An 18,819-nucleotide genomic window follows, 5' to 3' on the forward strand; every position below is an offset into this window, starting at 1 on the left:
GACCGGTGTGACTGACTCGAACGCCGCGCGCCCGGCACGCCTCGTGCCGCGCTCCCTTTTTGCACGCAATATTCTTCTGCTCGTTGCGCTCGTCGCGGTCAGCCAGGTGTGCGCGATCGCGGTACTGCTGCACTTCATCCAGACGCCGCGCATCGAGCGCGCGGCGGGCGCCTTCGCGAGCTATATCGTCACGCTCGACACACTCCTCCAGACCACGCCCGCCGATGCCGCGCAGACCGTTGCCGCACAGCTCGACGTGCGCGCCGGCCTGCCTGCGGGCGTCAGCGCGACGCCGTCCGATTCGCGGCTGCGCTTCTATCAGACGTATCAGCGCCGGACGTTCGTCGAAAGTCTGCGACGGCATCTGCCGCCCGGCATGCTCGTGCGCTGGCAAGGCGGCGACGCCGCCGACGACGGCCAGCAACGTCTGTGGATTCGCGTGCATCTGTCCGGCGAGCCGCGCTGGCTCGCCCTGCCGGTGCCCGAAGCCGCGCACGACGACGGCATCACGACCGCGCTGCTGCTTTCGCTCGGCCTGGGCTCGCTCGCGACCCTGACCGCCTACGTGATCCAGCGCCACCTGAACCGTCCGCTCGCGCATCTCGCCGATGCCGCGCGGCTCGTGTCGGCGGGCGGCGAGCCGGGCGTGCTGCCCACTGACGGCCCGACCGAGATCGCGCAGGTCAGCGGCGCGTTCAATCGCATGACGGCGGCGCTCAGGGAAGCGGACGCCACCCGCGCGCTGATGCTCGCGGGCATCTCGCACGACATTCGCACGCCAATGACCAAGTTGCGCCTCGCCATGGCGATGTCCTCCGTGCCGTCGACGGACGCGGCGTTCACCGCTTCGGCCGAAGGCTATCTCGACACCATCGACACGATTCTTCAGCAGTTCATGGATTTCGCCGGCAGCGGCGCGAAGGAAACACCGGTGGTGGGCGACCTCAACGCGCTGATAGCGAGCCTGGCCGCGGATTTCGCCGGACTCGGGCACGAGTTCGCGCTCGATCTGGGCGAGATCGAGCCCTTCGCATTTCGTCCGATCAGCATGATGCGCGTACTGATGAACCTGATGCAGAACGCGGTGCTGTATGGCGTAGTTGGACTGGAAGTGCGCACATGGACCGATGCTCGAGCGAACGCTGCGTGCGTCGTGATCGCGGATCGCGGCAAAGGGCTCGGCGGTCAGGATCCGGAAGCGCTCAAGCAGCCGTTCAAGCGCGGCGGCGGCGAAGGCCAGCCGAAGGGCACGGGACTAGGCCTCGCCATCGTCGAGCGCATCGCGCGGCTGCATGGCGGCACGCTCGAATTGCGCGCGCGCGACGGCGGCGGCGCGGAATCGCGCATCGTGCTGCCGCTGTCCGGCGACGCAGCGCGCCAGAACCTGCCTGATTCCCGCTAGCGCCGCGCAAGGTCGCGCGTGATCGCACGCGATTTTCCTTTCCTGCATCCGTGAACCATACTGAGTCTGTAGGAGGAAATCGCCATGGACACGCCAATCGAACCGGCAAACCCGCGTGCTGCCCTGTCGGCGCTGCATGTGCGCCTCGCGGACGCCGACGCCATTCCGTTTCCCACCCGCAGCGTCGAGCGCGGCGACGCGCTCTATTGCGCGGGCGAGCCGCTGCGCAGCCTCTATACCGTGCAAAGCGGCTGCTTCAAGACAGTCGCGGCCTATCCAAGCGCCGACGACGATAGCGCGCCGCACACGCAGGTCACCGGTTTTCATCTCACGGACGAAACGCTCGGGCTCGACGGCATCTGCACCGGCCGTCACGAAAGCGACGCGATCGCGCTGGAGCCGAGCGTCGTGCGCATCATGCCGGTCGGCATTCTCGAACCTCTGTGCCGCGAGTACGCGGCGATGCAGCACGAGTTGCTCGCGATCATGAGCGCCGAAATCGTGCGCGCGTCGCGACTCGCGCTGATGCTCGGCACCATGCCCGCGCGCGAACGGGTGGCGGCCTTTCTGCTCGACTTTTCCGAGCGGCTCGAAGCAAGCGCGGATGCATCCGGCGAACCCGCCGCGGAGTTGCAACTGCCGATGACGCGCGGCGATATCGGCAGCTATCTCGGCCTCGAACTGGAAACCGTGAGCCGCATGCTCTCGAAGCTGCATCGGGAAGGCGCGATCGGATTGAACGGGCGTGCGGTGCGCATCGTGGATCGGGCGTTGTTGCAGCATAACTAACGAACGTTCGACGAATCATTGGCGCATGGTCAGGACAGCCGCGCCGGTCAGCCGGCCGTCGCGCAGATCGGCGAGCGCGCGATTCGCGTCGTTGAGCGGATATGGCGTCGTGTGCAGATCCAGATGAAACTGCCCGGCGATACGCATGAATTCGCGCCCATCCTCGCGCGTCAGGTTGGCGACCGACATCACGCGCCGCTCGCCCCACAGCAAGTCATACGGAAACGACGGAATGTCGCTCATGTGGATGCCCCCGCACACCACGGCGCCGCCCTTCGCGACCGCCGCGAGCGCCGCCGGCACGAGCGCGCCGACGGACGCGAAGATCAGCGCGGCATCGAGTTCGTCGGGCGGCGCTTCGTCGCTGCCGCCCGCCCAGTGCGCTTTCAGCTTGATCGCGAGACGCTGCGCCGCGACGTCGCCCGGACGCGTGAACGCATAGACCGCGCGTCCCTGATGCCGCGCGACCTGCGCGACGATATGCGCCGCGGCCCCGAAACCGTAGATGCCGATGCGCTTCGCATCGCCCGCCATCGAGAGCGTGCGATAGCCGATGAGTCCCGCGCACAGCAGCGGCGCCGCTTCCACATCCGAATAACGCTGCGGCAGATGCAGGCAATAGCGCGCATCCGCGACGACGCGCTCCGCATAGCCGCCGTCGATCGTATAGCCGGTGAAGCCCGGCGCATCGCAGAGATTCTCGCGGCCCGCCGCGCAATATCGGCAATGTCCGCATGCGTGTCCGAGCCACGGCACGCCCACTCGCTCGCCCGGTGCGAAGTCGGTCACGCCCGCGCCGACGCGCGCCACGACGCCGACGATCTCGTGCCCGGGAATCAGGGGCCGTTTCGGATGCGCGAGCTCACCATCGACCACGTGCAAATCGGTGCGACAGACTCCGCACGCATGCACGTCGATGAGCAATTGGCCCGGCAGGGGCGTCGGGTCGGGAAGATCGAGTGCTTGCAGGCGTGGCGAAGCGCCGTCGAAGACCATCGCGCGCATGGCTGCTCTCCTCAGATTTTCGATATTGCGTTGCAGCGCCCCACGTGCATGATCCGTCGAAGCTTCGCGATCTAGTGGGGCGTGAAAACCGGCCTTGGTGCATGCGTGCACGGTGAGCGCGCGTCCATAACGCACCCCATGCGCGATGATGCGCCGCACCGATCCGTCGCCCGTCGATAAAAGCCTGCGGCGATATGCCTCCGATGCCTGTCGTCGAACGGTCAGATTGTCGTACTAAACTTCAGACATGCAGGGACGAAGCGAACGTGCGCATAGTGTGCAATTCGGCATTGGTCTTGCTTGACTGTTCGGGCAATCATTGTTGTTGCAGTGCGGCATCTCCATATTCCCAGGCATGCTTAACGAACGACAAGATGATGGAACCCATTACATGCGACTCGATTAAACTTATTTTTCGCATGCTGTTCGAACCTCTCATCGCGGTCCATGTGGCCGCGTCGTAACGACTTAACAATACGCGCGGCGCAAGCCGCCATTCAACCGGCGACGCTCATGGCCGGCGCGAAAGTGCTGAGCGTCCCATCCATCGAATCGTTTCATGGAGGATGACATGCGTATCACGGTCAAGCTGGATGGTTTCGAAGGCGCCCAATCCGCGGCCTTTGCCATTCTGTGGCTCGACAAGGAAACCCGCCGCTGGTCACGCGAGGGGCACCAGGCGGTGGAAGTGCCGGACTGGGGCGGACTGCGCTCCGGTTCGAACGGAACGATGATCTGCGGACAACACGTCGAGGAGCCGATCTGCGTGCTCGAACGGCTTGATTTCGACGCACCCGAAGGCCCGTGTGAAGGCCTCGCAGGGCGCGTGCTGTGGTATGCCGACGGCGCGGGCGCGCATAGCACCGGCCGCTGGCACGTGCAGTGCATCGACCGCGAGCAGATCAAGGCGGAACACAGTGTTTTTGCCGGTGAGGAGGACAGCTAGCAACCGGCAAGATCGTCAGGGCTCGTCGCTAGGCAACGGAGTCAGCATCACGACGAACGACGCAGCCCCGATGAGTATCGCCAGCACGCCATAGTAGGTAACGGCGGTCTCGTCGAAGAGCAGACCGCGCAGCGCCGCATCGATTCCGCCGAGCGTGACGAATACGGCGCCCAGAGCCGCGACGATCCGCCCTTCACCTCTGATCATGATGCCCTCCCCGGCCAAGGGGCGGCGACCGCCCGCGCGGTCGCACTTTTCAGCCGACATGACTTCATGGTCGCCTCGGCGGCGCGGCGCGCGTTGACCTGAATCAATCTGCCGCCTTCGCCTACATTTCTCCTGCCGGGCAGAACGCCTCCGTTCTGGTGTTTTCCCTTGCCCCATTCCCACGGTTTATATTGGTAGTATCAGGAGCCGGTCGCGGGATTGGCATGATTCCGCGCACGCGCATGTCCTGGCCAACCGAAAGAACCCTGGAGAGGCACGATGAATCAAAATTTCAGCGATCCGTTCAGCCAGTTCGCCGCCATGTTCCAGCAGTACCAGCTTCCCGGGTTCGACGTCACCGCCATCATGGAATCGCGCCGCAAGGACGTGGAGGCGCTCGCGGCGACCAATCGCGTCGCGTTCGGCGGCATGGAGGCATTGCGCGACAAGCAGCTCGAAATCCTGCGGCGCACGCTGGGCGAGCTGGAAGCCATCGCCAGACAATTCGCCAACGCGTCCGCGCAACCGCCCTTCAATGCGAATGAGGTCGTGCAACGCGCGCTTCACAACGCGCTCGCGGACATGCAGGACATCGCGCGCACGACCCAGCAAACTCAGGCCGAAGCCTATGCGCTCGTCAGCAAGCGCATGGAAGACGCACTGAACGAACTCAAGACTTCCGTTCAGAAGCCCCAGAGCTAGCCTCGGCTGTGTGAGCGGACAGCGCGGCCCGCGCTCCGGTTGCGCCGCGCTTCTTTCGCTTTCGCGATCCCAGGGAATGCGTGCGCGTGCTCACGCGTTGAAGGATTACTGCTTCGCCTGCGTGGTGATCTGGAACACATCGACGGCCACGTGATCGCGTCCGTATTTGGCCGCCAGCGCGGCGAGGCGTTTGTCCACCGCGCGCAGATATTCGCTCTTGGCCTCGCTGTCGGGACGCACGGCGTCGAAGAGCGGCGCGGGCGTGACCGTCAGCACGATCATCTCGGAGCCGAACGGCTTGCCGACGACCCAATCGCCCATTGAGCCGATGGTCGCCGTGTAGTTGGGTGGCGCCTGGTTGTCCCGTGAGCGCTGATTGGGCAGCAGATGCACGACGCTGCCATCCAGCATGAAGTAATCCACATTGACGTAGGAATCGAACCCGGGCGTCATCAGGTCGATGATGAGCGGATCGCCTTCGGAAAGGCGCGTCGCGCGCGAACGGGTGTGGACCGATGCCGGCCTGCCCGACTGCCGGTTGGTCGACCAGTACGGGCCGTAGACCTTGAGCAGATCGCACTTGTCGTCGGCGACCGGCTGCACGCCGAAGTTCGACGTCTTCACGCCCGGCACGCGGCCGAGCGTTTCCTTCAGCCGCGCGAGTCCATACTTCTGCGACACGAAGCCCTGCACATCCACAGTCTGGTCGTGCACCGACGCGACCAGCGCCGAGCAAGGCACGCTCGCGAGCACCGGCGTGACGGCGGCCATCGACAGTTCCGGAACCGGCGTGGCCGGCACCGCGGGCGCGATCGCAACCGACGAAGCCGGCGGCGCGGGCGGAGTCACCGTACCGGTGGCGCTTGCTTCCGGCGCGCGCGGCGGCGCTTCGCGGTCAGCTTGTTCCGCCGTGCCGCCGGACTGATCGTATAAGTAATATCCCGCGCCCGCGATCAGCAGCGCCGCCGCAGCAGCCGCGCCGATGACGAGCTTCGGCGCGCCGCCCTTCCTCGCCTTTGCGCCAGGTACAGACGCCTGCTCCTCGCTGAGGTCGTCGAGGAACTGCGTGACGCTCGGCGTGCGCGCCTCGCGCTCGAACGCGAGCGCGGCCCTGAGCGCCTTCCATTGCTTGTTGCCGAGATGCTCCGGACGCTGCGGCTTCATGCCCGCGCTCTTCGCCTGCATGGCCGGCACGCGGTCGAACGGATGCTTGCCGGTGAGGAGCTCGTACGTGATGCAGCCAAGCGCGTAGATATCGTCCCGGGGATCGGGCTCGCGATGTTCCAGCATCTCCGGGCTGGCGTAAGCGGGCGTCAGCGCACCGAGACTGCCGGGATCGAAGACGGTGGCCTCGGTTTCCTCTTCGGGCCGCTGGATCACGCGCGAAATGCCGAAGTCGATGACCTTGACTTCTGATGTGTCCGTCAAGAACACGTTGGCCGGCTTGAAATCGCAATGCACGAAGCCGCGTTCGTGCGCATACGCGAGCGCGGCCGCCATGCCCTTGAAGATCGGGAAAACCTCCGTGAACGGCATGCCCCTGAAATTCGGGTTCCGAAGCAATCTGGACAGCGGCTGACCGGACAGATATTCCATCGTCAGATAGACGACCTGGCCGTCGCGATCGAAGTCGTACACCGTGACGATATTGCGATGCGCGAGTTGCTGCGCCTTGCGCGCCTCGCGCTGCAACGCGATCAGCGATTTTGGATTGCCGCGAAACTGGAGATTGAGGACCTTGATCGCCACATACGGACGCCGGTCCGACGCCTCCAGCTTGCGCAGGTCGAGCGCCTTGTACACCGTGCCCATGCCGCCGATGCCGAGACACTCCTCCAGCACGAAGCGGCTGTTGAGCGTGTCCCCGACGCCTTTCATCTGCTGATCGTGGTCGGCGATCACTTGCGTGGCCTGGCCGAAGGTGCCGCCCGTGGCGGCGCTCGCGCCGCTCGCATCGCGCGGCGGCGATGGCGGTGGAAAGCCGGGCGCGGTCTGCAGGCGCGTCTCGTCGTTGCCGACGGGGCCCGTGGCGGAATCGGCTTCGGGGTGATAGCGCGCCGCATGCTCGATGCGGCGGCGGATGGCCGCGTATATATCCTGCGGCAGCGGTCTCGCCGCGTGCTCCTCGTCGAGCAACTCCATGAGCCGCTTCGCCGGGGTTTGCTCGGTCGCCAGCGCGCCGTCCACCCTTGCGAAGAACCCGTCGCGCGACCCGCCGTCGCCCCGATATGTTCGAATCGCTTGCGCAAAACTTGTCATCTGTGCGACGCGACGCGGCTCCAAATCGATCGACAATCCACTTGTCGTAACAAATACCCGGTGCTCGTTCGATACTAGCCTTCACATGACGCTTGTGCAAATGGCGTTTTCGATCATGCGCGGCATCGCGCACATGTCGTTCGTAGACCGACACATCCGCTTTGACTGTTGGGGCGCCGGCGGCAAGCGCGCTCGTCACATCGCTCGAAAGGCTCGACGACGCATGCGTCGCCACGCGATGAAACGTTGAAAAATCAAGGCATTGCAATTTTCTTCAGGGTGGCGGAGCGCGCCTGGCACGGCTCTCGCAATGATAGGCCCGAGCAGACAAGTTGCTCGACCCTCACCGAAACGCGCAATGCGCACCCCAAGGAGAACCGCAATGAAAACGCTGACCATCATCGACCTGCCCAAGACCGAAGAACTCGACAGCCGCGCCATGTCCGCCGTGCGCGGCGGTTCGGGCCTGAGCTACGGCTACGTGTTCCCGAGCTTCGACATTTCGAAGTTCTCGGCCTCCTTCAATGTCCAGCAACTCGCCCAGCAGTCGCAGAACACCCAGGTCGATAACGGCAACAACGTCGCGTTCGCAAATGGCATCACGGCGGACACGGATCCGGTGCAGAAGGCCAAGAACACCAGCAACATCAACCTGGGCAGCTTCGGCCTCCCGAGCGCCTGATTCGCGTTCATTCGATCCGCGAGGAGAACCAATATGTCGTCCCTAAGCATCCGCGATCTGGCGCACAGCCAGGAACTCGATCGCCGCGCCATGTCCGCCGTGTCGGGCGGCCAGGGCTTCGGCGGGTTCGCGAACGTCAACGTCAACATCGTGCAGAACATCGCGCAGCTTCAGAATGTTCAGGTGAACGCGCTGAACGATATCGGCGTGATCGGTCCGAACTTCCAAGCACCGAGCTTCGATGTCAGTCCGAAACAGATCGGCAAGACGAATCTGGATCTGTCGTTCTGATACACCGTCGCTCGCGCTTGCGACGAAAGGCTTCGGCCTTTCGTCGCATTTTTGGCGTCTGCGGACGGATGAATGTCCGCATCGAAGCAGGCCGCCCGGACAAGGGAGTCGCGCCGGGCGGCCGGGCGAATTGCCTATACTGAATCGAAGGCGATCGGCGCCCGAGCGTTCACGTCGATTCCATCATCCATCTGGAGGAAACCGTCATGGCCGTCATCAAAATCAGGGATCTCGCCGACAGCGTCGAACTGGACCGGCAGGCGATGAACACGATCGTCGGCGGCGCACGCGATGGCTTGCGCCCGTCGTTCCGCATCCGGCCGGCGTCGAATACGCAGCGCGTGGTCGATTATCCGGGCGTGCCGGTCAGGGATGTGCCCGTCGCGCAGCCGGGGCCATTCACGACGAAGATCGTCACGAAGAAATAAGGTCCTGCCCGGCGAGGGATCGATTCCCTCGCCGCTTCAATGGCGCGCCATCGCGGCCATGCCCGTCGTTCCGTTCAGCACCGATGTCCCGAGCGAACGCGCCGTGCGCTTCACGAGCGCGAGGCGCACGCGCTCGCGTGTTTCGCCGTCGAAATCCCCGAAGTAGCGCGTCTTGCCCGCGATCACCGCGCCGACCGGCACGCCGTCCAGAAAGAGCACGCGATTGCCCGCGAGCGCCGGGACCTTGTCGCCCGGCAACAGCGTGCCGACGAGATTGAGCGGATCGACCGCCGACAGCGCGACGAATGCGCTCTCCTTCGGGCGTCGGCGCATGTCGCGCAGGAGCGGCACCGCGTCCGGCAGCGCGAATTGCTCGCCCGCGAGTCCCGCGACGAAGCGCCCGCCGCGAATCTCGCCGCGCGCTTCCAGCCGGTGATAGACGCGCAGTAGCTCGCGCCACGGCGGCAGCCATTGGGCTTCGCGTTCGAGCAGCCGCCAGAACACGACGCCATAGCGCCGCAACAGCGTCAGCGCGACGTGCTCGATATCGCCGGCCGCGCGTTCTGCGTCGGGTGTCGCGCGGCGCAGGAGCGCCCAGCGCCCGGCATCGTCCATTCCGCCGATGAACAGCCCGCCGCGCCGCGGACGCCGCGAGAACGCATTGCGCTTCGCCGCCGGCGCGAGCAGCGCGCGCAGCCCCGCGAAGCTGTCCGCGTTGACGAGCCCGAGCGCGACGAGCTCACCGAGCGCGTCTTCCAGCTCGGTGCGCAGGAGACGCACGTCGGCCAGCAGTTCGTCGAAGAACATCGCGCCGTGCGCCTTCAAAGCATCGAACACACGCTCCGCGCGCGATGACATCCGCGGCGCTTCGTCGGCGGACATCAGCGCGTTCCATGCATCGAGATGACGGCGCGGCAACAGCACGATCGGCGTGCCGCGCACCGGGCCGCTCGCCGCGCGCGCTCGTCCCGCGGGGCGCGTCCACACGAGCTTGCCCGTGCGGCAGAAGTCGTCGAGCCACATGCCCGAATAATCGGCGATGCGCGCCGGCAGAATTTCGTCCTCCCACGCGACCGCAGGCGCTTCGAAACCTTCGAGCTGTTCGAGCACGGCGCCGAGCGCGTCGCGGCCCTCGCCGTGCGCGTCCGGAGCCACGCGCTGCCATTCGAACAGAAAGCGCATGAAATCCTGGCGCTCGACCGGCTCGATCTCGCGCCTTAGGCGCCGCACCGTATAGCGATGAATCCGCGCGAGAAGATGCCGCTCGCACCATTCCTCGGCCTGCGCGCCCGGCGTGAAGCGGCCGCGCATCACATAGCCTTGCGATTCGAGCCGCGTCAGCGCGAGCGCCACCGCCGACGCCGGCAGCACCAGCGGCCGCGCGATCTCCGGAACCGTCAGCGGCCCGAAGCCCGACAGCCGCGCGCGCACGATCTCGACGAGCGCATCGTCGGGCGCCCAGGCGTCGTCGAAGCCGGACAGCGGCGTGAGCGCGGGATGCATCGGCGCATGCTCGTAGACGGCGCGCATGCACGCGAGACGCTCGACGGGCGTCCACAGCGCGTCCTGCTCCGCGACCTGCAGACGCGTCGCGCGGCCGGCGCCCGCGAGCGCATCGAGCCATGCGGACCACCGCGGATCGCGCTGAGCTTCGGCTTCAGCGATGCACGCGAGCGTCGTCAGCGCTTCGTGCATTTCATCGGCGCTGGTGACATCCGGCCAGGCTTCCTCGCGCACGCTCGCGATCGCCTCGGGGTCGAGCGCGCCGAGATCGTCGGTCGATTGCGGATCGGTCCAGCGGCGCGCGAGCACGGCCTGCGTGCGGCGTTCCTCGAGCGGCGCGTCGTCGAGAAAGGCGTACGGCCGGGCCGACAGAATCTCGGCCGCGAGCGGCGACGGCGCGGGAAGCTCGCGCGTGACGAGCCGCACACTGCCCGCTTCGATGCGGCGCAAAAGCGCGAGCCACGCTTCGCTGTCCATTGCGTCGTGCAGGCAATCGTCGATGGTCTGCTCGACGAGCGGATGCGTCGGCACCTCGCGCTCGCCCGCGATGTTTTCCGCGCACGCGACCTGATCGGGAAACACGGCCGCGAGCAGATCCTCGCTTTTCATGCGCTGCAATTGCGGCGCGACGCGGCGCCCGCCCGTATAGCGCGGCAGCGCGAGCGCGTTGGTCGCGTTCCAGCGCCACCGCACGCCGAACAGCGGCGCGTCGAGCAGCGCCTGGATCAGCACGTGCTCGGCCGTCGCTGATTTGAGATAGCGCCACACTTCATCGAGCGCGAAGCTGTGACTGCCGGTCAGCGAAAGAATGATCGCGTCTTCCGTCGCCGCCGCCTGCAGTTCGAAATTGAACGTGCGGCAGAAGCGCTTGCGCAGCGCGAGCCCCCACGCGCGATTCACGCGGCTGCCGAACGGCGCGTGAATGACGAGTTGCGTGCCGCCGGATTCGTCGAAGAAGCGTTCCATGACGAGCGTGTCCTGCGTCGGCAGCACGGTGAGCGCGGCGCGCGAGCGCGCCAGATAGTCGACGATCTGCCGGGCCGCTTCCGCTTCGATGCCCGTTTCCTGAGCAAGCCACGCGATAGCCGCTTCGACACCGCTCGACGCCAGTTGCGCATCGAGCTGGCCGCGCAAGCGAGAAATCGCGTGCGAAAGCTCGTCGCTGCGCCCGGGCGCCTCGCCCAGCCAGAACGGAATGTTCGGCGGCTGCCCGTTCGCGTTTTCCACGCGTACGCGCCCGCCTTCCACGCGCACGATGCGATATGACGTATTGCCGAGCTGGAAAATATCGCCGGCCAGGCTTTCGACCGCGAAGTCCTCGTTCACCGTGCCGATCTGCAAGCCCTGCGGCTCCAGCAACACGGCGAAATCGGCGTTGTCGGGAATCGCGCCGCCCGAGGTCACGGCGGTCAGCTTGCCGCCGCGCCGTCCGCGCAGCGTGCGGCTCACCGCGTCGCGATGCACATACGCCGCGCGCACGCCCTGCCGCCCCGTATAGCCTTCCGCAAGCGTGCGCAGCACGGCGTCGTAATGCGCGCGATCGAGCGTGGCGTATGGATAGGCGCGCGTGATGCGCTCGAAAAGCTCGTCCTCATCCCACTCGCGGCACGCCACCTCAGCCGTGATCTGCTGCGCGAGCACGTCGAGCGGGGCGCGGGGAATCGCCAGCGCGTCGAGTTCGCCGCGCCGCACGCAATCGAGCAAGGCGGCGCACTCGATCAGATCGTCGCGCGAGGTAGGAAAGAGCCGCCCCTTCGGCACGCCGCCGACGTGATGCCCCGAGCGCCCGACGCGCTGCAACAACGCGCCGATCGAACCGGGCGAGCCGATCTGGCAGACGAGATCGACATCGCCGATATCGATGCCCAGTTCCAGCGATGCGGTCGCGATCAGCACGCGCAATTCGCCGCGCTTCAGCCGCTGCTCCGCCTCGAGCCGATGCTCGCGTGCGAGGCTGCCGTGATGCGCCGCGACCGCTTCGCGGCCGAGGCGCTCGGTCAGATGACGCGCGGCGCGCTCCGCCATGCGCCGCGTGTTGACGAACACGAGGGTCGTGCGATGCTGCGCCGAAAGCTGCGCGAGGCGGTCATAGACGCGCTCCCACATGTCGTTTGACATGATCGCTTCGAGCGGCATCGGCGGGATGTCGAGCGCCAGATCGCGCGCACGCACGTGACCGACATCGACGATGTCGCACGGCTCGCCCTCGCCCGCCAGAAACTTCGCGACCAGCTCGATCGGCTTCTGCGTCGCCGACAGCCCGACGCGCACCGGGCGCGCCCCGCCCGCCTCCTCGCACAGCGCGTCGAGGCGCGCCAGCGACAGGCTCAGGTGCGAGCCGCGTTTGCTGCCCGCCACCGCGTGGATTTCATCGACGATCACGGTGCGGGTCGTGGCGAGCATCGCGCGGCCCGAGTCCGACGAAAGCAGCACGTAGAGCGACTCCGGCGTCGTCACGAGAATGTGCGGCGGGCGCTTCTTTACCGCGTTGCGCTCCTGCTGCGTCGTGTCGCCGGTGCGCACGGCGGCGCGGATCTCCGGCGCATGAGCGCCGCCCTCGCTCAACGCGCGCGCGATGCCTGCGAGCGGTTCTTCGAGATTCACGTGAATGTCGTTCGACAGCGCCTTCAGCGGCGACACATAGACCACGCGCGTCTCGTCCGGCAGCGCCCCGCCGCGCGCGACGCCTTCGCGCACCAGCTCGTCGATGGCGGCGAGAAATGCGGTGAGCGTCTTGCCGGAGCCGGTCGGCGCGGCGACGAGCGTCGAGCGGCGCGCGTGGATAAGCGGCCAGGCGCGCGCCTGCGCGGCGGTCGGCGCGGAAAAGCGCGAGCGGAACCAGCTCGTGACAGCGGGATGAAACCCGTGCAGGGCGTCATCCGGGAGCGAGGATTTTCGGATCATTCGGACATTCTATGAGCGCCTGAGAAACAGCGTGTTTACTGCTCTTTTCAGACATTTCCCATCCGTGCAAATTCATCCAGCGGCGATGCTAGGCAGTTCGCTGATTCAGCCGTCGCGCGTTCCGTCGCGGCGCCGGCCGAAATGCGGTAATTCTTCTCGCTCGTCGTCCTCTCATGATCGTCATCAGTCTTCTGTTCGACCGCGCGCCCGACGCGCTCGCTAATCATCGCCACTATGCGCGCCAGCATGGATACCGCCACGTCGAGATCGACATGTCGGACTTGTCCGGCGCCGAAAACAGCGCACGCTGGCTGTATCGATACGAAACGCTTCTGCACTATCTCAGCCAGGCCGCGGACAACGAGATCGCTCTCCTGCTCTCCGAAAACGCCGCGATCCTGCGGCCGGTCGAACTGCCGGTGCTGCTGGCGGGCCGGGACTGGCTCCTCACCTGCGCCGAGTCGCAGCAGCCGCAAACCGATATCCAGCTCTGGCGCAACACCGAAGCGGTGCGTCGCGGTCTGCTCGAACTCGTGCGCGCGTGCCGTTTCGGCGCCGAACTGCCCGCCGAGGAAGCGGGCCTGCTGCACCGGTTCGCGGCCTGTCCGTCGCGGCATCAGATTGCCGGCACGCATGTCGTGGTGCCGGCGGCGGCTCATCTGGAAGCCGTCTGGGCGACGTGGCCGAGCTTTGCGGCGAGCGTCGAGGACAAGAAGCACCATCGCCGTTTCCGCCGTGCACTGTTCGAGCGCGTCAACGAGTGCAATACGCGTGGCGGCACTCTGCTGCCGGGCGCCGGATCCGGCGAGCCCGACGCCGCGCCGCGCACCGTCTACAACCCCAACAAGCCGATCGCGCTCGTCACCCTCTACACGCCGAACGTCGCGTGTTACGGGCGCATCGCGGAGGCGAACTTCAGGCGCTATTGCGAACGCCACGGCTACACGCTGTACGTTCATCGCGAGATTCCCGCGCATCTGAACGACGGCAAAACCTCCGGCAACTGGCTCAAGCCCGCGTTGCTGCGCGAATATCTGCCGAGTCATCAATGGGTGTTCTGGCTCGACGCGGACGTGCTGATCAACGACATGAACCAGCGCCTCGAACCGTTCACGCAGGGACGCGAGTTCATCCTCGCGCGCGATGTGGGAAGCTGGATGTTCAACTCCGGAATCATGGGCTTTCAGCGCAATCAGCGAAACTACGACGCCTTCGCTGACATCATGGACCAGTGCGCGAAGCTCGAAGACAAGTCGCACGTGTACGCGAGCGAGGGCGACCAGTTTCACTTCATTCGCGCGTTCAAGGATTTGCAGGCGTCACAGGTATCGAACTTCATCGATATCAATACCCCGTGGGTCTACCGTCGCCCGGACAGCTTCATGGTCCACTACATCGGCATGTGGCAGGACAACCGCGCGCTGCTGATGGAGCACGACCTCAGGCACGCCGCGATGGAATGACCCGGGTATCTGCCCGATCGCGCAATCCGCTTTAAGATGGTCCGCGGCGCTGCTCACGCGCCGCGCCTCGCGTTGAAACCATAACGCCACAAACACCTCCGATCATGGCATGACGCGCAGGACCCGATCCTGCGCGCGCCACAGCACGACGTTCGACCAATCCTTTCACCTGCCAGGGAGAAGCAATTGAACGACGACGTCCTTCGCTCGACCATCCCCGAATCGCCGCTCGACCCCGATTTGCTCCAAAAGATGCACGCGTACTGGCGGGCCTGCAATTACCTGTCGGTCGGAATGATCTACCTCCGCGCGAATCCGCTCCTGCGCGAGCCGCTCGAACCCGAGCACATCAAGCGTCGGCTGCTCGGGCACTGGGGATCGGACCCGGGTCAGTCCTTCGTGTGGGTGCACCTGAACCGTCTGATTCGGCGCGACGATCTCAACGTGCTGTTCGTCTCGGGCCCCGGTCACGGCGCGCCCGCGACGCTCGCCAATTCTTACCTCGAAGGCCATTACTCGGAAATCTATCCCGATCGCAGCGCCGACGAGCGCGGCATGCTCCGGCTGTTTCGCGTGTTTTCGTCGCCGGGCGGGATCGGCTCGCACTGCACGCCCGAAACGCCGGGATCGATTCACGAAGGGGGCGAGCTCGGCTACAGCCTGTCGCATGCGTTCGGCGCGGCGTTTGACAATCCCGATCTGATCGTCGCGGCGGTCGTCGGCGACGGCGAAGCGGAAACCGGCCCGCTCGCCACGTCCTGGCATTCGAACAAGTTTCTCAATCCGGCGACCGACGGCGCCGTCTTGCCGATTCTTCATCTCAACGGCTACAAGATCGCCAATCCGACGATCCTCGCGCGCATTCCGCACGACGAGCTCGAAGACCTGTTCCGCGGCTACGGCTACATGCCCTATTTCGTCGAAGGCGACGAGCCCCAAGCGATGCATCAGCGCATGGCCGCCACGCTCGAACGCTGCATCGCCGATATCCGCTCGATCCAGGCTAACGCGCGCGCCAATCCGGAAAACGCCACACGCGCCCGCTGGCCGATGATCGTGCTGCGCACACCGAAGGGCTGGACCGGACCGAAGGAGGTCAATGGCCACAAGGTGGAGAACTTCTGGCGCTCGCATCAGGTGCCGATCGCCGATCCGGCGACTAATCGGCGCAGTCTCGCGTTGCTCGAAGCGTGGATGCGCAGCTACCGGCCCGAGGAACTGTTCGACGAAAACGGCCGTCTGATCGAGACCTTGCGCGCGCTCGCGCCGGAGGGCACGCGGCGCATCAGCGCGAATCCGCACGCGAACGGCGGCTTGCGTTCGCAATCGCTCGACATGCCCGACATTCGCGACTTCGCTTTCGAGTTCAAGCGCGCGGCGGCCGTCTATCAGTCGCCGACGGCCGTGCTCGCCACCTTCCTGCGCGAGGTGATCCGCCGGAACATGACGAGCTTCCGCCTGTTCGGCCCGGATGAAACCGCGAGCAACAAGCTCGACGGCGTGTACGAGGTGTCCGGCAAGCGCTGGCTCGCGCAGACGCTCCCGGAAGACGAAGACGGCGGCGCGCTGTCCATCGACGGCCGTGTGATGGAGATGCTTTCCGAGCACACGCTCGAAGGCTGGTTCGAAGGTTATGTGCTGACGGGACGTCATGGCCTGTTCGCGACCTACGAGGCGTTCGTGCACGTGATCGATTCGATGTTCAACCAGCACGCGAAGTGGCTCGAAAAAGCGAAGAACGAACTCGACTGGCGGCGTCCGGTGCCGTCGATCAATCTGCTCATCACCTCGCTCGTGTGGCGGCAGGATCACAACGGCTTCACGCATCAGGACCCCGGATTTCTCGATGTGGTCACGAACAAGAGCCCGGGCGTCGTACGCATCTATCTGCCGCCCGATGCGAACTGCCTGTTGAGCGTCGCGGATCATTGCCTGCGCTCGCACGATTACGTAAACGTGATCGTCGCGGACAAGCAGCCGCATCTGCAATATCTGAGCATGAAGGACGCCATCGTGCATTGCGCGAAGGGTATCGGCATCTGGGACTGGGCCTCGACCGATCAGGGCGCGGAGCCGGACGCGGTGATCGCCTGCGCGGGCGACATCGCGACAATGGAAGCGCTCGCCGCCGTCGAGATTCTCAAGGCGAACTGCGCCGATCTGAAGCTGCGCTTCGTCAATGTGGTCGACCTGTTCCGGCTCATGCCCGACAGCGATCACCCGCACGGCCTCGCCGATCGCGATTTCGATTCCATCTTCACGCGCGACAAGCCGGTCATCTTCAACTTCCATTCGTACGCGTCGCTGGTGCACAAGCTCACGTACAACCGCACGAATCACGCGAACATGCACGTGCACGGGTATCGCGAGCGCGGCAACATCAACACGCCGTTCGAGCTCGCGATCATCAACGGCGTGGATCGCTACACGCTCGCGATCGACGTGATCGACCGCGTGCCGCGCATCGCGGGCAGCAGCGCGCACACGAAGGAATGGCTCAAAGGTCAGATCATCGAGAGCGTGCGATACGCACACGAGGAAGGCATCGACCGCGACGAGATTCGCGAGTGGACGTGGAAAGGCTGACGCGATGGACGACGGCAATCCGATCGTGCTCGGCGGCGGGATCGGCCAGCACAGCGAGGCGATCCGCGCGCAGGTCACCAATGGGCTGACGTTTCTGGGAGCGCAACATCGCCTGGTCGCGACGCATGAGGAACCGCAGATTGCGCGGCATTGCGGGAGCTTGCTCGCGGCTTAGTAGCTTCTTGCATGCGGCATGCGAAATGCCATCTGGTCGAATGCATGCAAAATGCAGTGGGCAAAAAGACAGCGCCCGGCGGACTGGATCTCGCCGGGCGCATTTTTTCATCAGAACCGCGTGATGCTCAAGACGCATGCTCCGCGTGATCTCGCTGCTTGAGCGATTGTGGCAAGCCGAACAGCAGCAACAGCGCGCACACCACGCTCATCGCGCCGATCGCATACAGCGCGGGCGTCGTGCTGCCCATCGTGTCGCGAATGCGTCCGACCATCACCGGGCTCACGATGCCGCCCAGTTGCCCCAGCGTATTGATCAGCGCGATGCCGCCCGCCGCGCCCGCTCCGGTCAAAAGCTTCGGCGGCAATGCCCAGAACGCCGGAATCGATGCGATGACGCCGGCGCCCATCACGCCGAGCGCGGCGATCAGGAGAGTCGTCTGCTTGTCGAAGACGCCCGCCGCGAAGAAGCCGACTGCGGCCATCACGAGAAGCGTCGCGACGAACTTGCGGCGCTCGCCCGAGCGGTCCGACATGCGGCCGACCACCACCATGCAGATCGCGCCGCAGATATACGGCACCGCCGTCAGCAGGCCGATGATCGTCGGGTTCTGCGTGCCCGCCGCGCGGATCAGGTGCGGCGCCCAGAAGTTGAGACCATACGACGCGACCTGAATCAAAAAGTAGATCAGACCGAGCATCAGGAAGCCAGGCGTGCGGATCGCGCCGAGCAGCGAATGCCCGGTGTCCGTGTGCTGGCTTTGCGTGGAGATCTGGCTCGTCAGCCAGGTCTTCTCGGCGCCCGTGAGCCACGCGGCGTCATCGACGCGATCCTTCAGCACCTTGAGCACGAGAATGCCGAGCAGCACGCACGGCATGCCGCCGAGCAGGAACAGCCAGTGCCATCCCGCGATGCCCGCTACGCCGTTCATGTGTCCGAGCACCAGTCCCGACAGCGGCGCGCCGAACAGACCCGAGAACGCCGACGCGAGAAACAGCATCGACGTGATGCGGCCGCGATAACTCGCCGGGAACCACAGCGTGAGGTAATACAGCACGCCCGGCGCGAAGCCCGCTTCCATCGCGCCGATGATGAAGCGCAGTCCGTAGAACTGCCACTCCGTCTGCACGAACACCATGAGCGCGGTCGCGATACCCCACGAAATCATGATGCGCGCGATCCAGCGCCGCGCGCCGACCTTGTACAGCAGCATGTTGCTCGGCACTTCGAAGATCACGTAGCCGATCACGAAAAGGCTCGCGCCGAGGCCGTAAGCGGTGTCGGACAGACCGAGCGAGCTCTGCATCTGGAATTTCGCGAAGCTGATGTTGATGCGGTCGAAGAACGCGAAGAAATAGCACAGCATGATGAGCGGCATCAGCCGCAACGCCACCTTGCGGATGATGCCCGAGGTGTTCTCCAGAATGTGCGGCTTGTCGGCCGCATTGACGCTTAGGTCGCTCATGGTTGTCTCCAA

General features: G+C 65.4%; 17 protein-coding genes. 11 read left to right on the forward strand and 6 right to left on the reverse strand.

The window, feature by feature from the left end; all coding sequences use genetic code 11:
- Positions 1 to 7 precede the first annotated feature (7 nt).
- Both AWB79_RS20220 and AWB79_RS20225 read left to right on the forward strand, forming a co-directional pair.
- The gene (locus AWB79_RS20220; RefSeq protein WP_061169258.1) at positions 8 to 1,402 is read left to right on the forward strand and encodes an ATP-binding protein; all 1,395 of its coding nucleotides are present in this window, start codon (positions 8 to 10) and stop codon (positions 1,400 to 1,402) included.
- An 84-nt stretch (positions 1,403 to 1,486) separates the two neighbouring features.
- A complete protein-coding gene (locus AWB79_RS20225) occupies positions 1,487 to 2,191 on the forward strand; it encodes a helix-turn-helix domain-containing protein (protein ID WP_061169203.1) in 705 nt (234 codons plus the stop codon).
- Positions 2,192 to 2,206: 15 nt separating this feature from the next.
- Here AWB79_RS20225 and AWB79_RS20230 read toward each other — a convergent pair whose 3' ends face one another.
- Complete coding sequence (locus AWB79_RS20230; protein ID WP_061169259.1) at positions 2,207 to 3,196, reverse strand: zinc-dependent alcohol dehydrogenase family protein; 990 nt, start codon at positions 3,194 to 3,196, stop codon at positions 2,207 to 2,209.
- Between the two features lie 571 nt (positions 3,197 to 3,767).
- Between AWB79_RS20230 and AWB79_RS20235 the strand changes: the two genes are divergently transcribed.
- The gene (locus tag AWB79_RS20235; RefSeq protein WP_061169260.1) at positions 3,768 to 4,142 is read left to right on the forward strand and encodes a DUF3564 family protein; all 375 of its coding nucleotides are present in this window, start codon (positions 3,768 to 3,770) and stop codon (positions 4,140 to 4,142) included.
- A 15-nt stretch (positions 4,143 to 4,157) separates the two neighbouring features.
- On the opposite strand, the gene AWB79_RS20240 is transcribed toward AWB79_RS20235, so the two are convergent.
- Positions 4,158 to 4,349, reverse strand: coding sequence for a DUF2964 family protein (locus AWB79_RS20240; protein ID WP_061169261.1), 192 nt, complete (start codon positions 4,347 to 4,349; stop codon positions 4,158 to 4,160).
- Between the two features lie 279 nt (positions 4,350 to 4,628).
- On the opposite strand from AWB79_RS20240, the gene phaP reads away from it, so the two are divergent.
- Positions 4,629 to 5,051, forward strand: a complete 423-nt coding sequence (gene phaP / locus AWB79_RS20245) for a phasin family protein (RefSeq protein WP_061169204.1) — start codon at positions 4,629 to 4,631, stop codon at positions 5,049 to 5,051.
- Positions 5,052 to 5,156: 105 nt separating this feature from the next.
- On the opposite strand, the gene AWB79_RS20250 is transcribed toward phaP, so the two are convergent.
- Entirely contained in the window at positions 5,157 to 7,310 is a 2,154-nt protein-coding gene (locus tag AWB79_RS20250; protein WP_061169262.1) for a serine/threonine-protein kinase, read from the reverse strand.
- Between AWB79_RS20250 and AWB79_RS40115 the strand changes: the two genes are divergently transcribed.
- The 4 genes from AWB79_RS40115 to AWB79_RS20265 all read left to right on the forward strand — a co-directional run bounded on the left by AWB79_RS40115 (position 7,192) and on the right by AWB79_RS20265 (position 8,711).
- Complete coding sequence (locus tag AWB79_RS40115) at positions 7,192 to 7,560, forward strand: hypothetical protein (RefSeq protein WP_198399063.1); 369 nt, start codon at positions 7,192 to 7,194, stop codon at positions 7,558 to 7,560. The two genes, AWB79_RS20250 and AWB79_RS40115, sit on opposite strands and share 119 nt — an antisense overlap.
- 132 nt (positions 7,561 to 7,692) lie before the next feature.
- A complete protein-coding gene (locus tag AWB79_RS20255; RefSeq protein ID WP_061169205.1) occupies positions 7,693 to 7,992 on the forward strand; it encodes a hypothetical protein in 300 nt (99 codons plus the stop codon).
- A 33-nt stretch (positions 7,993 to 8,025) separates the two neighbouring features.
- A complete protein-coding gene (locus tag AWB79_RS20260; protein WP_061169206.1) occupies positions 8,026 to 8,283 on the forward strand; it encodes a hypothetical protein in 258 nt (85 codons plus the stop codon).
- A gap of 206 nt (positions 8,284 to 8,489) precedes the next feature.
- Positions 8,490 to 8,711, forward strand: coding sequence for a hypothetical protein (locus tag AWB79_RS20265; protein ID WP_061169207.1), 222 nt, complete (start codon positions 8,490 to 8,492; stop codon positions 8,709 to 8,711).
- 36 nt (positions 8,712 to 8,747) lie between these two features.
- On the opposite strand, the gene AWB79_RS20270 is transcribed toward AWB79_RS20265, so the two are convergent.
- Positions 8,748 to 13,118, reverse strand: coding sequence for a DEAD/DEAH box helicase (locus AWB79_RS20270; protein WP_061169208.1), 4,371 nt, complete (start codon positions 13,116 to 13,118; stop codon positions 8,748 to 8,750).
- A 47-nt stretch (positions 13,119 to 13,165) separates the two neighbouring features.
- Positions 13,166 to 13,378, reverse strand: coding sequence for a hypothetical protein (locus tag AWB79_RS40120; protein ID WP_198399064.1), 213 nt, complete (start codon positions 13,376 to 13,378; stop codon positions 13,166 to 13,168).
- A 12-nt stretch (positions 13,379 to 13,390) separates the two neighbouring features.
- On the opposite strand from AWB79_RS40120, the gene AWB79_RS20275 reads away from it, so the two are divergent.
- The 3 genes from AWB79_RS20275 to AWB79_RS39580 all read left to right on the forward strand — a co-directional run bounded on the left by AWB79_RS20275 (position 13,391) and on the right by AWB79_RS39580 (position 17,342).
- Positions 13,391 to 14,581, forward strand: coding sequence for a glycosyltransferase family protein (locus tag AWB79_RS20275; RefSeq protein WP_232470943.1), 1,191 nt, complete (start codon positions 13,391 to 13,393; stop codon positions 14,579 to 14,581).
- A 252-nt stretch (positions 14,582 to 14,833) separates the two neighbouring features.
- Positions 14,834 to 17,167 (forward strand): phosphoketolase family protein, encoded by a 2,334-nt coding sequence (locus tag AWB79_RS20280; RefSeq protein ID WP_232470949.1) that lies wholly within the window; start codon positions 14,834 to 14,836, stop codon positions 17,165 to 17,167.
- A gap of 4 nt (positions 17,168 to 17,171) precedes the next feature.
- Positions 17,172 to 17,342, forward strand: a complete 171-nt coding sequence (locus tag AWB79_RS39580) for a hypothetical protein (protein WP_157695809.1) — start codon at positions 17,172 to 17,174, stop codon at positions 17,340 to 17,342.
- Between the two features lie 127 nt (positions 17,343 to 17,469).
- On the opposite strand, the gene AWB79_RS20285 is transcribed toward AWB79_RS39580, so the two are convergent.
- Positions 17,470 to 18,807 carry an MFS transporter gene (locus AWB79_RS20285; RefSeq protein ID WP_061169211.1) on the reverse strand — a complete coding sequence of 446 codons (1,338 nt, stop codon included), beginning with the start codon at positions 18,805 to 18,807 and terminating at the stop codon, positions 17,470 to 17,472.
- Positions 18,808 to 18,819: the final 12 nt, after the last annotated feature.

Source organism: Caballeronia hypogeia (assembly GCF_001544875.2).
Classification (GTDB): Bacteria; Pseudomonadota; Gammaproteobacteria; order Burkholderiales; family Burkholderiaceae; genus Caballeronia; species Caballeronia hypogeia.